This is a genomic window from bacterium (assembly GCA_004299235.1).
Classification (GTDB): Bacteria; Chloroflexota; Dormibacteria; order Dormibacterales; family Dormibacteraceae; genus SCQL01.
Map to the genome: position 1 here is coordinate 1 of SCQL01000029.1, position 14,377 is coordinate 14,377.

The window sequence follows — 14,377 nt, forward strand, 5'->3', positions numbered from 1 at the left end:
CTCGACGACGATGGCCTCGACGATGTAGCGATCGCGATTGGACATGACCACCTCCGGATTTGGTGGTGTCCACTATGTCTTGCGACATCTGTCCACTATGTGCTGAAACCACACACCTGCCCCTCCGCCACACTTGGGTCTCCTCACCCGCACGCTCGGGAACCGCCACGGCCTTTCTGATCGATCGCGACCGGGCCGAATGTCCTATGGACGCTGCTCTTGCCCTGTGCTAATCCCAATGGGTCTCGGCGGTCTGTGAGTAGGAGGTGGGATGGTGCAGTTCTTTCGCCGGAAGCTTCCAAGCTTCCTCGGAGCGGCCGCTCTGGCGGCGACATTCATGGCGTCGGGGGTCGTCAATGCGGCCGCGTCCTTCCCGGACGCCACCTGCGCCGGAGGCACCGTCGCCGCCGGCACATACCACTCGCTGACCATCACCGGTTTCTGCCTGCTGAACGGCGGGAACGTGACGGTTCAGCGCAACGTGGTGATTCAGACCGGTGCGACTTTGCTGGCAGCGTTTGACGGCTCGAACCTGTCGGTCGGACGCGACCTCCTGGTCGGGTCCAATGCCAGGCTCGTGCTGGGCTGCGAGCCCGCAATCTTCCCGTGCTTTGGCGACGCGGATGGGGTGACCTCCGACACCATCGGCAACAATCTGGTTGCGATTGGGGCCAAGGAAGTCATCGCGCACCACAACACCGTCTGGGGTGAGGTCGCCCAGACCGGTGGCGGCGGTGGCCTCTTCTGCGACTTCAGCATGGGCTTCGCCAGCCTTTTCTACAGCACGTACGAGGACAACGTGATCCACGGCGACGCCACCGTCGCGGACCTCAAGACGTGCTGGCTCGGTTTCATCCGCAACACGGTGTGGGGCACAGCCAACCTCAACCAGAACTCAACCTTTGACGAGGATGGAAACGAGTTCATCAGCAATACGGTCCACGGTAATCTCAACTGCTTCGACAACGATCCCGCCGCTCAGGTCGGCGACTCCGGGGGCTCCCCGAACGTGGTGTTTGGAGTCGCCCGCGGTCAGTGCGCCGCCTTGTCGGTGCCACCCGCGCTCTAGCCTCGGATCGCGAGAGAGGGCCCCACGCCGGGCCCTCTCTCCCCGGCGCGCCGGCAGCGGTTCGCATCCATGCCGGATCGGCTCCAGCCAGCGCATTATGGGATCACTCGGTGGGAGCGGTGGCCGGTTACCTCGTGGTCGCGAATGAGACGGCGGAGAGCCCTGAGCTCCTCAGCGCAGTGGCTGAGATCCACGCGCGCGATCCGCGAGCCGAGTTCCTGATCGTCGTCCCCGCCACGCCGCTCAACCTGCTGCAGCAGTTCGAGGGCACGGCGAAGTCGGCGCGGGCGCTGGCCGCTCAGCGAGCGCAGAGCATGCGCCGGCACCTGGAGGACCGAGGGATCCGGGTCCGCTCGACGCGCATCGGCAGCTGGGACCCGTACGTAGCCATCGAGGCCGAGCTTGCCGCTGAGGAGTACGAGGCGGTCGTGCTGTCGACATTGCCGCCGGGTGTCTCGCGCTGGCTCCGTATGGACCTGCAGTCCCGCATCGCCCGCCGCCACCCAGGCATGCGAATCATCCACGTCGTCGCCCGATCAGCACCGAGCGAATCCGCCGAGAAGACGCCGCGTTAGCGCGCCGCGGTCGCCGCGCCGTAAGGGGTCAGCCCCAACTACGTCCCGCCCGACGGCGCCCTCAACGGCTATCGGGCCTCCGAGCAACTGCAGATCAAATGGCATGACGTCGACACGGTGGGCACGCCCGGCGGCGATCGCGGATGCCCGTGCCAAAGCCCAGGCGATGGCCGGCGCCGCGGGGGTCAGGCTCGGGCAGGTGATGCGGGTGAGCGACCTCTCGACGTCTGGGGGCAGGCCCGCGTACAGGGATTTCGCGGGCGCCGCCATCCCCGCCGCCAGTCAGCTTCCGGTGGGCGAGCTGGACGTGCAGGTGACGGTCGAGGTGGATTTCGCGCTCGCCGGCTGAGCCGGCCTCACAGGGCGGTGAAGAGCGTGATCGCGCCGCTGGCGATGAGGACCAAGCTCCAGCCCAGGTCGAGGTTGAACCAACCCCGGCGCAGGATGCCGAGTCCGACCCTCTCGTACACCACCACCGATACCACTCCCATCACGAACAGCATCGCCGCCACGTGCAGCGATGCCGCCGCCACCGCCAGGAGCGAGATCTCGCGCAGGCTGTGATAGGCGGCGCTGATGGGCAGCCCGAGCAACACCGGGGCCAGCATCAGTCCCGCTCCGTGCGCCGACGACATGAGGAACGACCAGCCCACCAGCCCCATAAAGCCGACGCGCATGCCGAATCCTTTGGGATGCGAGCGCGGCCGCGCCAGCTTGTACGCGCCGAAGCTGACGAGGACCAGCGCCGCGATCAGGCGCACCAGGTAGGGAGGCGCGAACTGCTCGGTGAGCGACACCGCGATGACCACGATCACGATCGAGGCCTCGTGGCCGAGCGCGATGGGCAGCAGGGAGCTGAGCACCGCGTTGCGGCTCTGCTCCTGCAGGCCGCGGGCGACCGCGAACAGCCAGCCCATCCCCGGGTTGATGCCGTGGTAAGCCCCGAGCAGCACGAGTGCCGCCCAGGGCCACCAGTCGACGCTCACGAGTAGCAGTAGGAGTCGGAAGAAGCGTCACCGCCTTCGAGGTGGATCTGGTGGGTTCGCTGCTGGAACTCGGTGAAGAATCCGTCTTCCAGGCTCAGCCCGCCGCCGGCCTTGGCGTGGATCAGCGTCACCCAGCTCTTGATGCCTGCGGGGTAGAACTGCTCGTCCCAGCTCCCGTACAGCGAGTTGGTGAGATAGATCCGCTTGCCGTCGCGGCTCACCTCCACCATCTGGGGGCCGCCGTTGAGCGGCCCGCTGTCGGGATGCGCGGCCTTGCGGACGATGCCGCCCAGGTGAACGCTGCCCGTCTGCTTGGGCTTGAACGGGTCGCTGACGTCGAACTGCAGGAACTCGCCGGTGCCCCACGCCGAGACGTAGAGCCAGCGGTCGTCGAGGGAGAGGTTAATGTCGGTGACCAGCGGCGGAACGGCCTTGAAGCCCTTGAGCAGTGGTGGCAGGTCGTCGGCCGAGGCCGGCTCGGCCGGGATCTCGATCACCTTCTCGACCTTGTACGACGTCCCGTCCAGGTGCCAAACCCAGACCGACGCGCTGAGGTCCTTCAGGCTCGTGACCACGCCGGCAAACCCGTACGCCCTGGTGGGGTTGTGGGCGGGGCGCAGCTCGAGCACCATCTGGTGCTCCGAGCCGAGGTCGATCTCCTGGCGGTGGCGTCGCTTGGGCAGGTCCCAGATGTGCAGTTTGTGGCCGTAGCCGCCCGCCAGCAGGGTCTCCGCGTTGACGCCCGCCTCGACCATGTTGGGGGTGCCCCATTCGCTCGTGATCGCCGTGTCGTAACCCAGGTGCCACCAGAAGTCGTATGCCAGCTGCTGCGGGCCGCGGTCGAGCTCCCACCGACCCTTGACCGAGAAGTTGTCGTGGTCGACGATGAAGATCCCTCCCGGGCCGTTGCCGTCCGGAGCGCCGAGCGCGCTGACGTAGATGCCGTCCGGTCCGCAGTGGATCGTATGCGGCCGGCTGTAGCCCGCGCGGTCGGCGATCTCGTCGGCTTCGATCGTGTGCACGAGCTTGGGCTGCCGCGGGTTGGCCTTGGTGTCGAACACGTAGATCCGCGAAGAGCGGAGCCCAGGAACCAGCAGGTAGCGGCGCTCGATGTGAGGATGTGGTGCATAAGGGCACAGCGCGGAGCTGCACGCGTTCCAGCCGAAGTGGTGGAACTCGTCGCCGGCATGCGGTGCCTCGACGCGGTCCGCCTGCTTGCCGTAGCCGGGCGACTGGGGGTCGAGGTCGAGGGTGACGAGCGCATCCGGCGCTTTGGCGGTCGGGTCGAAGGTGACCATGTAGGCGAGGGTTTCGACCGGTGCTTTTTCCGCCAGGCGTGGCGATGGATAGAAGGTCTGGTCGGGTCTTAGTAATGTGGTGGCCATTTGCTGCTCCTTTCAAGGCGCCTCGAGGGCGCGGGCGGGGGGAAAGGACAGGTCGCCTATGGGCCGGGCGTGCGCCCGGGGGCTAGCGACCTAGCAGGTACAGAAGCAATCTGGGGCCTCGATGAGTCGATGCGCCGGGAACTCCAGATCCGGATTCATCGTGTCCTGGAGTCTACCAGCGGACGCTCGGTTGGATCGGAGGTGGCTATCGTTGTCGCCATGTGCCGGAGCATCAAGACGCTGCGCCATGCGGATGTCGTCGCGACCGATGAGGAGATCCGCGCGGCGGCGCGGCAGTTCGTGCGCAAGGTGAGCGGGTTCCGCGAGCCGTCGGGCAGACACCAGGAGGCATTCGAGGGCGCGGTCGACGAGATCGCGATCGCCTCCCAGCGCCTGCTGGAAAGCATCTCTGGGAACCTGTCCAGGCGATCTTAACGACCTGGGTTGACGCCCCCCATACGCTGGTCTCGGCTGGCCGGCGGGGGAGGGACGGCCTGGTGGAGGAGGGAGGGCCCTCGGCGAGGAGCGCTCGCGGTTAGAGCTGACAGCCTCGGCAGAAGTTCAAGGGCTCCCGGTTCGAGCCGAGTTGGCTGATCCGGTGCCCGCAGCGCGGGCAGGTCTTGCCGCCTTTCATGTGGACCGCCAGGAACGACCGATCCTGCTTCGACTCCTCGTAGGCCGGGTTGGCGAGGATGGCCTCAACCGCACGCCGTAAAACCGCTGGTATTGCCGCGAACAGGGCCTCTTCGTCGGCCGGCTTGAGTGATGCCCGGCGCCGCAGCGGCAGCAGGCGGGCCTCGAACAGGATCTCGTCCGAATAGGCGTTGCCGACCCCGGCCAGGAACTCCTGGTTGCGCAGGAGGTCCTTCAGCTCGTCGCGAAACCGCCGCAGGCGCTTGCGGAAGACGTCGATGCCCATGTCGGGAAGGGAGTCGGCCTCGGGTCCCAGCAGCGCCCAGCCGGGGACCTCACGCTCCAGGTCGGACACCCAGTAGATCCGGCCCATGTCGCGGAAGTCCAGATAGCGCAGCTCACGCCGCCCCTCGATCCTGATGGTGAACACCTCGGTGGCGGGCACCGGTGCCTCGCCGTCGGCCATCTGGAACCTGCCGCCGAGCATGGGGTTGATCACCAGGCAGCGCGGCGACCCGCCGCCGCCGAGCTCGGTGGCGAACACGAGATGCTTGCCGCGCCGCGTGAGTGAAGCGATCCGCCGCGCCGGCAGCTCCCGGGCGAAGTTTTCGACCGGGTAGCGCAGCATGTGCGCCTTTTTCGGGTTGACTGACGCGGCCGTGATCAGCTTCCCCTCGAGTCGGGGACCCAACCGGACGCGGACCGCCTCCAGCTCGGGAAGCTCGGGCATGGCGCCAAGATACGGCTCCGGTTTGGCGCCCGGCGGCGGCGGGTAGCTTGACTACATGCGGTCGGACAGGTTCACGGAAAAGGCCCAGGAGGCTCTGCAGGAGGCTGCCGAGCTGGCACGCAGCAACGGCCAGCAGGCGGTTGAACCCGAGCACCTGCTGCTGGCGCTGATCGAACAGCACGGGGGCGTGGCGCGCACGCTGCTCGAAGGAGCCGGCGTCCAGCTGCGGCGCCTGGAGCGCCGCCTCGCGGAGCGAAGGGTGGGTCTGGTCGTCACCGACGAAGCCCGCCAGCTGCTCGCCAAGCGCGGCTGGGACCCGGTGTACGGCGCCCGTCCGCTGAAGCGCGCCATCCAGCGTCTCGTGCAGGACCCGCTGGCGATGATGCTGCTCGAAGCCAGGTTCGCCGAAGGCGACACGGTCGAGGTCGGCGTCAGCGGCGGCGAGCTGAGTTTTGTGAAGGCCAAGACCGCCGCGCCGGTCGGCTAGCCAGGCGCTCTCAGCCGGGGCAGACGGTCCCGGGGGCGGGGAGCTTGAGGTCGATCAGGTAGGCGTCCTCCGCCTGCCTGGCGCAGGCGCTCTTGTCATAGGACACGTGCCCGTTGCCCTGTCGCGTCAGCAGGACTGAACCCGCCATCTGCCGGTTCACGGCTTGCGCCCACGTGTAGGGCGTCGCCGGGTCGCCGGTTCCCCCGACCAGCAGGATCGGAGGCGCGCCCTCCGCGGTCAGCACGCCCGGAGTTCCGGTCGCCTTCACCGGCCAGTACGCGCACACCAGGTTGGAGTACTGGAACGCAGGCCCGAACAGGGCCGACGCCTTGGCATACGCGGGCCCCAGCTCGTCGTAGGCCGCGACGTCGGTCGGGACCGCACGGTCGAGGCAGTTGACAGCGCTGTTGGCGTCCGTCTGATTGTCGTACGTGCCGTTGGCGTTGCGGCCGAGGTAGAGGTCCGCGAACTGGAGAAGGAGCGCGCCGTTGCCGCGGTCGGCGAGCGTGAGCGCCTGGTCGAGGTAGGGCCAGGTGCTCTGGTCGTAAAGCGGCGTCAGGACTCCGATGACCGCCAGGCCACGGGTCAGCTCGCGGTTGCCGACCGGCAGCGGGCTGCTGTCCAACCGGTCCATCAGCGCCATCAGCTTGGTGCCGGGGTCGCCCGCCTGCGCGTAAGCGCAAGGATTCGCCGCGGTCTTGCGCGCCCGGCAGTCGCTCAAGAAGGACTGCAGGTTTTGCTCAAAGCCCACGAGCTGAGCGAACAAGAGGTCATTCGCCGAGAGGCTGGGATCGATCACACCGTCCAGGGCGAGGGCGCGGACGTGGGTGGGGAAGAGGTGGGCGTAGTTCTCGCCAAGAAAGGTCCCATAGGAGAAGCCGAGATAGGTGAGCTTGGTGTCGCCGAGCGCGGCACGGATGACGTCAATGTCCCTGGCCGCGCTGACCGTGTCGAGGAACGGGAGGATGTTCGCGCTCTTCTGCTCGCACCCGGCGGCAAACGTCTTGTCGGCCTCGATCGCCGCCTGCTTTTCCTGGGTGTCGTCCAGCACCGGGTCCAGCGCGTTGTAGGTGTCCTCCTGAGCGCCGTCGAGGCAGCGCACCGGCGCGCTCTGGCCGATACCGCGCGGGTCGAACCCGACGAGGTCGAATCTCCGATTCAGGTTGGTCATCGCGCCGACTTCGCCACGGAGGAACTGGATCCCCGAAGCGCCGGGACCGCCTGGATTGATCAGCACCGAGCCGATGCGGTTGGCGGGATCGGTCGCCGCCTTGCGGTTGATGGCGATGCCGATGGTGCCGGCTCCCGGATGTGAGTAATCGAGTGGCACCTGCACGGTCGCGCACTGGAACCCGGCCCCGCAGTCGGTCCACGCCACGCGGCTGGGCGAAGGAATCGCATGCGGGCTGTTCTCGGCCGCCTTGTGCGGGTTGCGCGTGCACGCGGTCGCGAAAAGCGCGGCGATCACCGCGAGCGCCGCAAGCCGTCGGACCATTGGACCGAGTCTAATGGCTCACCCTCGCCGGCCAAGTCGTACGGGTCTGCCGTCTATCTGAGCTGGGGCGCTTTGACTACGTCGCGGTCATCGACGCGCCAACGACGAAGTCGCGGCGCAGTTCGCCCTCGCGACGGGCACGCGTGAAACCTGACCACCGAAACCACCCGAGCCTTCACGGAGGCCGAGGTCGAAACGCTGATCAGCGCGCTACCCTGATCGCTGAAAGGTGGCGGCCTCTCCCATCCGCGACGGGTGCGCAATGGCAGGAAAGGAGGGATGCCCTGCCTGACTTGGCAACGCGAACGGGCTCTCGATCTGTGAGCTAGGCAGAGGACCGGTTAGGGCGCCCGCGATCACTGATCCGACGCGAGCAGGTTCTCCTTTTGGCTCTGGAATTCTTCTTCGGTCAAAACGCCGGCGTCGCGAAGCTTGCCTAGCCGCTCAAGTTGTGTGAGTAGGTCGGTAGCGGTGCCAGGACCCGACGGGGGCGCCGAAGAAGGCAGCGGCTGTGCCGTGGACCCGCCTTCGCGGACCCAAGTTACGGTCACCGGATCGCCCTTTCGCGATGGCCGCATAACTGCCCACGGCAGGAAAACGCCTGCCTTAAGCAGTGTTCGACCCATGTTCACTTTGCCGCGAGCCGTCGTCGTTGACAGTGGACGCCAACCCAATGGAATGCGGGAGCGCGCGTCGCGCTCGTAGTCGTCTTCGTTGCGGTACGTATTCACGTCAACCTGTGGCGCCGCGTTGGCACTCGGCGAATTGTTCTGCGTCGTCGGTGTGGCAACCGCCATAACTTTCCGAGAAATGTCTTCCAGGGCGTCAATCGGCTGACAGGCCTCGAACGTCTCAATTAGTTCGGCGCCGTCGTATACCCAGGCGTTTCCGAACTTATCCGCCTTCAGCTGTGCTCTACCTAGCGGGACGGTGATGCTCCGCTCAGGCGTAGGCTTCCTGACTAGGCTTCCCTTATCGGCTGCAATGGTCAAGACGAGCTGATCGCTCACCAACCTCAACTTTGAGCCGGCCTTGGACGAAGCAACCGGTCCCTCGGATACCGATCCAGAGTCAGCTCCGTTCGACCCCCCGGCAATCAACGCTCGTTCGGCCGATGCCAGGTCGCCATGCAGCGAAACGAGCTGCGCCAATTCCTTGCCAGCATCCTCGACCTTGCCGTAGTCCGAAAAGCTGCGACCGCGCAGCAGGTGCGCAACATCCTTGCGGTCCTTGCCAAGCAGCATCCCCGGTTGTCTCGAGATTGGATTCGGCCCTAGGGCAGCCCAGTTTCGGCTGTTCCAGTACCACTGCCCCGAGTCGTCGACGACCGCCCCGTTCGAAAGCATGCGTGCCATGGCGGGGAGTTTGCCATGAGCCCATCGCAAATGCCAGAGGCGCTCGAACTTTTCCGCTCGACGAAGGCGTTCCCGACCGGGCCTCTAACGCGCCACAAAGCCCGCAGCGGTCTCGGACGGACAACAACCAAGCGACCACCATCGAGCACTCAACAGGCAGTCCCGCGCCATCTTCAACGCACTCATCAAGGCCAAGCCCGCAGAGCAGCCAGCGCCTGTCGACCACCACGTCCGCCGCCGCGGCAAAATCGATCGCTTCGGCTCGGTCACCCTGCGCTACCTCAGCAAGCTCCGGCACATCCGCGTCGGTGGCGCCCACAAGAACAGGAAAGTCCACCTTCTCGTTGCCGATGCCGACGTCCGCATCGTCACCGAGGACGGTCAGCTTCTCAGAGCCCTCACACTCGAGCCAAACCGAAGCTACTACGGTCTTGCAGGCCGCTGGCCTGTGCACAATGTCCTGCAACAGGTGTCCTCGATGTCTTGAGACAGGACACTGGCGGGAAGGGAGGGATTCGAACCCTCGAGGGGGTTTCACACCCCCTACCCGCTTAGCAGGCGGGTGCTTTCGACCGCTCAGCCACCTCCCCAAGGAGTCAGGGTCGTCGATCGATTCTATCCGGCGTAGCTCCTCTCCATACTTATTGGCCGATGGAGGCTCCAGGAGGCCCAGGCGCACCGCCCATGTGGGGTCCCGCGCGCAAGATGGCGTTCGGAGCCGCGCCCGGTCCCAGGAGCAAGCTCTGGTACACGCTCGCGGACGGCTCGCTCAGCGAAGTCTTCTTCCCGTTCCTCGATCGCATCGCGCTCCACGAGCTGCGATTCTTCGCCTCCGCCGGCGGAGCGCCGCCGGTCGACGACGCCCGTGACGGCCAGCACCGCGTCAGCTGGCTCAGCCCGGGGGTGCCGGCGTTCACCGTCGACAGCACCCATCACGAATACCGGCTGACCAAAGAATTTTTCTCCGACCCTGAGGAAAACTCGTTGCTGATAGCAGCGACGTTCACACCGGAGCTCCCCGACGTCCGCCTGTACATGCAGGCATCCGCCCACTGGCAGCCCGGTACCGAAGGCAACTTCGCCAATGTGCTCGACACCCATCCGCCGGCGTTGCTGCTCCGGCAGCAGGACGTGTGGATCTGCATCGTCGGCCCCTTCAGTCGGGCCACCGTCGGCTACTACCGAAGCTCCGACCTGCAGGTCGACCTCAATGACGGGGACGGCTACCTCACCACCTCCTACGACCGCGCCGGTCCGGGGAACGTTGCGGTGGGCGCCGAGATCGGCATCCGCGCCGGGTCGTTCCAGATCGCCATCGGCTTCGCTCACTCGCGTGCGGATGCCGAGGAGGTCGCGCGGCAGGCGCTGCAAAAGGGCGCGGGCAGCATCCGCGAGTCGTTCGAGCGAGCGTGGCGGACTCTCCCCGACATGCCGCAGGCGCTGAGCAAGGTGAGCGGCGATGAGGGGATGCTGGCGCGCGCATCGCTCTCGTTGCTGCGATGCCTGGAAGACAAGTCGCACGCCGGCGCTTTCATCGCCGCTCCCTGCGCACCGTGGGGCGAGAGCAACCACGACGGCAACCACGTCTATCACCTCGTTTGGCCGCGCGACCTGTGCCGCATCGCGACCGCGCTGCTCGACGCGGGCGACAGCGATGCGGCGCTCCGTGCCTTCCGGCACCTCGAGTCCCAGCAGCGGCCGGACGGCGGTTGGCACCAGAACTGGTTCATCGACGGCACCCCGCACTGGACCTCGACCGAGCTGGACCAGGTCGCGCTGCCGATCCTGCTCGCCTGGCGCTTGGGAGTCGCCGGCTGCCTCGACCATGACCCGTATCCGGTGATGGTGCGGCCGGCGGCGCAATTTCTCATTCGCGAGGGGCCGCTCACGCAGCTCGATCGCTGGGAGGACCTTGGCGGCCTGTCGCCGTCAACCCTCGCGGTGTGCATCGCCGCGCTCGTGGTGGCGGCGGAGTTCGCCCACGACGCGGGCGAGCACGTCGCGGCCGCTCATCTGCGGGCGGTTGCCGACTACTGGAACGATCGGGTCGAGGCCTGGTGCTCGACGCCTGAAGGTCAGTACGTCCGCCTGGCCGGCGACCCCGACCACCGTCCGACCGAGGGCGCCGTCGGCCCCGAGTTTCTCGAGCTGGTGAGATACGGGCTGCGGCGGCCCAAGGACGAGCGGATCCTGCGCAGCCTCCAGGGGGTGGACATGTCGCTCAAGGTGAGCCTGCCCGCCGGGCCCAGCTGGCGGCGCTACACGGGCGACCAGTACGGCGAGCACGAGGACGGATCGCCGTGGGATGGCAGCGGGCGCGGCCGTGCCTGGCCGGTGCTCACCGGTGAGCGCGCGCGCCACTTCTTCGCCATGGGCCTGCCGGCCGGCGAGCTGGTGCGCACGCTCGAGGGTTTTGCCGGTCAGGGCCTCATGCTGCCCGAGCAGCTTTGGGACGCGGCCGACATCCCCGGCCGCGGCCTGCAGCTCGGACGGCCCACCGGCTCCGCGACGCCGCTGGGTTGGGCGCACGCCGAATACCTGGAGCTGCTGGTCACCATCGCCCTCGCCGGCTTTCCGGACATCGTGCTGCCCGCACGCCGCCGCTACACCGAAGGCGCGGCGCACGAGCCCGCTTTCGTGTGGTCGCACAACCATCAGATCACGAGGCTGGCCGCGGGGCGCCGGCTGCGGGTCCAGCTGCCGCGACCCGGCTCGGTGCACTACACGTTCGACCAATGGAAGACCGTCGGCGAGGTCGAGGCCACCGAAACTACGCTGGGCGTGTGGGTGGCGGAGATCCCCGCCAACAAGCTCGCGCGCGGCTCGGAATTCTCCTGGACCGCGCACTACGCGACCGGCTGGGAGGGGAAGAACTTCGATCTCACGGTGGAGTAGGTCGTCGGACCTGCCCGCCCGGACTCCGCCGACCTCCCAGGTGAGCGGGGAGGTGATGGGTCACCTCTCTTCGGGGGGCTCCAGGTCGTCGAGCCGGAGCTCGTTGCCGGCGTCCTCGTCGAACTGGCTGTGGAGTTCACCGCAATCCGCGCAGCGGTAATACTCGCCGACAAAGCCCTTGTGCCAGACGGCATAGCTCACGACACCCGGCTCCTCGACGAGGATCTCCTGCTCGAGCCGGTAGATCACCTGCTCCCAGCCGCCGGCCTCGATGTCGTCGTCGAGCACGACCACGCAGTAGGGGTGAGGCTCGCCCCAGACCATGGTCACCTCGCCTCGCCGCTCGTCGTCGGCGTTGACGATTGACCAGGCTTCGGCCGCCTGCGCGCGCGTGCTGCGTACGAGGCGCAGCGGCGCCCAGAACTTCTCCGCCGATTCGCGCTCGGCCTTGTCGTGCTCGGCCTGCGCCTCCTGGAACGCGCTCCACATGCGCAGCAGGTGGTTGCGGAAGCGGTGATATGTGGGCAGCATCTTCGGCTGCTGCTTGGGGGATCCGATGAGCTGCTCGAAGGCATGCTCGAAGGCCGCCTCGACCCGTTCCTGGCGGTCGGCGACATCGGGCGCCCAGCTCTCGTCCTCCGACAGCCGCATGCTCTCGTTGAGCACGACTTCGAAGTCGAGCCAGTCGTCGCCGAACTCCGGCACGAAGACGCTCTCGACGAGGTCGGCGAGCCGGTGTTCCTCCAGCACCGCCGGGGTCACTTTGCCGCGCGCGTCCGGCCACCCCTTCCAACCCATGACGTTGTGGATCCAGTAGTCGAAGATCGTGACCGCGTACTGCAGTGCCGCGGGCGATGTCCAGATGCCCGTGGGCCAGGTCCGCTTGCCGGTCCGGACCTTGTTGTAGAGGGCGATGACCTGCTCTTCATCGAGGTATTCGTTCTCCATGCGCCCCCTTCGGTAATTGCGGGTTGAACCCGCCACCAGACCTCTCCCCGAGGGGGAGAGCTTATCTAGTCTAGGAATAACCGCCGAACGACCCTGGGTATAGTTCTTTGGAGATGGCTCAAGGCAAAGGATTCACACCCGACCAGGTTGCCCGCTACGCCCGGCATTTGATTCTGCCCGAGGTGGGCGGCACCGGCCAGCGCAAGCTTTTGGCGTCGAGCGTGCTGCTCTTGGGGGCGGGCGGCCTCGGCTCGCCGGCGGCCATGTACCTGGCGGCCGCGGGCGTCGGCAAGATCGGGATCGTCGATTTCGACGTCGTCGACTCCTCCAACCTCCAGCGGCAGATCCTGCACGGGACCGCGGACATCGGACGCACGAAGGTCGAGTCGGCGGCATCCACGCTGCGCGGCCTCAATCCGGACGTCGAGGTGGTGCCGATCAACGAGCACCTCAACTCGGAGACCGCGATGCGGATCTTTGCCCCGTACGACATCATCCTGGACGGAACCGACAACTTCCCGACGCGCTACCTCGCGAACGATGCCGCCCACTTCCTGGCCAAGCCGCTGATGCACGGCAGCATCTTCCGGTTCGAAGGCCGCCTGGCGATGTTCAACTCGGCCAACGGCACGGGCTGCTACCGCTGCCTGTTCCCCGAGCCGCCGCCGCCGGGGTCGACTCAGAGCTGCGCCGAAGCGGGCGTGTTCGGAGTCCTGCCCGGAATCATCGGCAGCTTGATGGCCTTCGAAACCATCAAGTACATGCTCGGCATCGGCCAGTCGATGATCGGCCGTTACCTGCTGTTCGAGGGCGAGGACATGAGCTTCCGCGAACTGAAGCTGCGGCAGAGCAAGACCTGCCCACTGTGCGGCGAGAACCCGACCATCGACTCACTGATCGACTATGAAGCGTGGTGCGGCGCTCCCCTCATGGAACCCTCCGAAGCCCGAGCGAGCTAATCTCCTTGCTGGAATGATCCAGCTGGACCGCAACGACCCGAACCGCCTGGACATCGCCCGCGGGATCGTGCGCGACCTGGGGTCGGTGCTGGTGGCGTACTCGGGCGGCGTTGATTCCACGCTGCTGTTGAAGCTCGGGCTGGACGAGCTTGGCGACGGCGCGGTCGCTGTTCTGGCCAGCTCTCCGGCTTATCCCGAGGCCGAGCAGGAAGAGGCTCGCGCACTGGCCAAGACGCTGGGCGCCAAGCTGGTCGAGGTGTCGACCGGCGAAGTCGCGCTCGAGGCGTACGCGCGCAACCACGCCGACCGCTGCTTCCACTGCAAGGAGGAGCTGTTCGGCACCCTCGAGCCGATTCAACGTGAGCTGGGGCTCGCGCATCTCGCTTACGGCGCCACCGCCGACGATGCCGGCGATCACCGTCCCGGACACGGGTCCGCCATCCGCCGCGGCGTGCGCTTTCCCCTGCTCGAGGCGGGGATGGGCAAGGCGGAGATCCGGGCGGCTGCACGCGCCCTGGGCCTGCCCAACTGGAACAAGCCGTCGTTTGCGTGCCTTTCGTCGCGCATCCCGCACGGCACGCAGGTGACGGTGCTGGCGCTGCGGCAGATCGAGGCCGCCGAAGCCGCGCTCAAAGCGCTGGGCTTCTCGCAGGTGCGGGTGAGGCACCACGGCGACGTGGCCCGGATCGAAGTCGAGCCCGCGGACATCGCGCGGCTGCTGGCCGATCGGGGCCAGGTCGTGAGCGCGGTGCGGAAGGCCGGCTACAAGTTCGTCTCCGCCGACCTCGAGGGCTACGCGACCGGAAGCCTGAATCGAACCTGGAAACCCGGCGCGTAGCGGAGCCGGCAAACCCGTGCTT

Annotated in this window: 14 protein-coding genes and 1 tRNA gene; 8 read left to right on the forward strand and 7 right to left on the reverse strand. The window is 67.1% G+C overall.

Annotation, left to right across the window (positions count from 1 at the left end):
- Nucleotides 1–271 precede the first annotated feature (271 nt).
- The 3 genes from EPN29_09930 (at nt 272) to EPN29_09940 (ending at nt 1,993) form a co-directional block, all read left to right on the forward strand.
- Complete coding sequence (locus EPN29_09930; GenBank protein TAN32039.1) at nt 272–1,069, forward strand: hypothetical protein; 798 nt, start codon at nt 272–274, stop codon at nt 1,067–1,069.
- Between the two features lie 110 nt (nt 1,070–1,179).
- The gene (locus EPN29_09935; protein ID TAN32040.1) at nt 1,180–1,644 is read left to right on the forward strand and encodes a hypothetical protein; all 465 of its coding nucleotides are present in this window, start codon (nt 1,180–1,182) and stop codon (nt 1,642–1,644) included.
- A gap of 103 nt (nt 1,645–1,747) precedes the next feature.
- Nucleotides 1,748–1,993 carry a DUF541 domain-containing protein gene (locus tag EPN29_09940; protein TAN32041.1) on the forward strand — a complete coding sequence of 82 codons (246 nt, stop codon included), beginning with the start codon at nt 1,748–1,750 and terminating at the stop codon, nt 1,991–1,993.
- Nucleotides 1,994–2,000: 7 nt separating this feature from the next.
- Here the strand turns inward: EPN29_09940 and EPN29_09945 are convergent, their stop codons facing one another.
- Together EPN29_09945 and EPN29_09950 are read right to left on the reverse strand one after the other, a co-directional pair.
- Complete coding sequence (locus tag EPN29_09945) at nt 2,001–2,630, reverse strand: hypothetical protein (GenBank protein ID TAN32042.1); 630 nt, start codon at nt 2,628–2,630, stop codon at nt 2,001–2,003.
- Nucleotides 2,627–4,015 carry a selenium-binding protein gene (locus EPN29_09950; protein TAN32043.1) on the reverse strand — a complete coding sequence of 463 codons (1,389 nt, stop codon included), beginning with the start codon at nt 4,013–4,015 and terminating at the stop codon, nt 2,627–2,629. Before EPN29_09950 ends, EPN29_09945 begins: the two co-directional genes overlap by 4 nt.
- A 219-nt stretch (nt 4,016–4,234) precedes the next feature.
- On the opposite strand from EPN29_09950, the gene EPN29_09955 reads away from it, so the two are divergent.
- Nucleotides 4,235–4,450 carry a DUF2277 domain-containing protein gene (locus EPN29_09955; GenBank protein TAN32125.1) on the forward strand — a complete coding sequence of 72 codons (216 nt, stop codon included), beginning with the start codon at nt 4,235–4,237 and terminating at the stop codon, nt 4,448–4,450.
- Nucleotides 4,451–4,550: 100 nt separating this feature from the next.
- Here the strand turns inward: EPN29_09955 and EPN29_09960 are convergent, their stop codons facing one another.
- A complete protein-coding gene (locus EPN29_09960; protein TAN32044.1) occupies nt 4,551–5,378 on the reverse strand; it encodes a hypothetical protein in 828 nt (275 codons plus the stop codon).
- A gap of 55 nt (nt 5,379–5,433) precedes the next feature.
- Between EPN29_09960 and EPN29_09965 the strand changes: the two genes are divergently transcribed.
- Nucleotides 5,434–5,865: a hypothetical protein gene (locus EPN29_09965; GenBank protein TAN32045.1), complete on the forward strand. Its 432-nt coding sequence runs from the start codon at nt 5,434–5,436 to the stop codon at nt 5,863–5,865.
- A 10-nt stretch (nt 5,866–5,875) separates the two neighbouring features.
- Here EPN29_09965 and EPN29_09970 read toward each other — a convergent pair whose 3' ends face one another.
- The 3 genes from EPN29_09970 to EPN29_09980 form a co-directional block, all read right to left on the reverse strand.
- Complete coding sequence (locus EPN29_09970) at nt 5,876–7,360, reverse strand: alpha/beta hydrolase (GenBank protein ID TAN32046.1); 1,485 nt, start codon at nt 7,358–7,360, stop codon at nt 5,876–5,878.
- A gap of 356 nt (nt 7,361–7,716) precedes the next feature.
- Entirely contained in the window at nt 7,717–8,157 is a 441-nt protein-coding gene (locus tag EPN29_09975; protein TAN32126.1) for an SHOCT domain-containing protein, read from the reverse strand.
- Between the two features lie 1,055 nt (nt 8,158–9,212).
- A tRNA-Ser gene (locus tag EPN29_09980) sits at nt 9,213–9,305 on the reverse strand.
- Between the two features lie 61 nt (nt 9,306–9,366).
- Between EPN29_09980 and EPN29_09985 the strand changes: the two genes are divergently transcribed.
- A complete protein-coding gene (locus tag EPN29_09985) occupies nt 9,367–11,610 on the forward strand; it encodes a hypothetical protein (protein ID TAN32047.1) in 2,244 nt (747 codons plus the stop codon).
- 60 nt (nt 11,611–11,670) lie between these two features.
- On the opposite strand, the gene EPN29_09990 is transcribed toward EPN29_09985, so the two are convergent.
- A complete protein-coding gene (locus tag EPN29_09990) occupies nt 11,671–12,594 on the reverse strand; it encodes a hypothetical protein (GenBank protein TAN32048.1) in 924 nt (307 codons plus the stop codon).
- 77 nt (nt 12,595–12,671) lie between these two features.
- On the opposite strand from EPN29_09990, the gene moeB reads away from it, so the two are divergent.
- Entirely contained in the window at nt 12,672–13,517 is an 846-nt protein-coding gene (gene moeB / locus EPN29_09995) for a molybdopterin-synthase adenylyltransferase MoeB (protein TAN32049.1), read from the forward strand.
- A gap of 13 nt (nt 13,518–13,530) precedes the next feature.
- The gene (gene larE, locus EPN29_10000) at nt 13,531–14,355 is read left to right on the forward strand and encodes an ATP-dependent sacrificial sulfur transferase LarE (protein TAN32050.1); all 825 of its coding nucleotides are present in this window, start codon (nt 13,531–13,533) and stop codon (nt 14,353–14,355) included.
- The last annotated feature ends 22 nt before the right edge of the window (nt 14,356–14,377 follow it).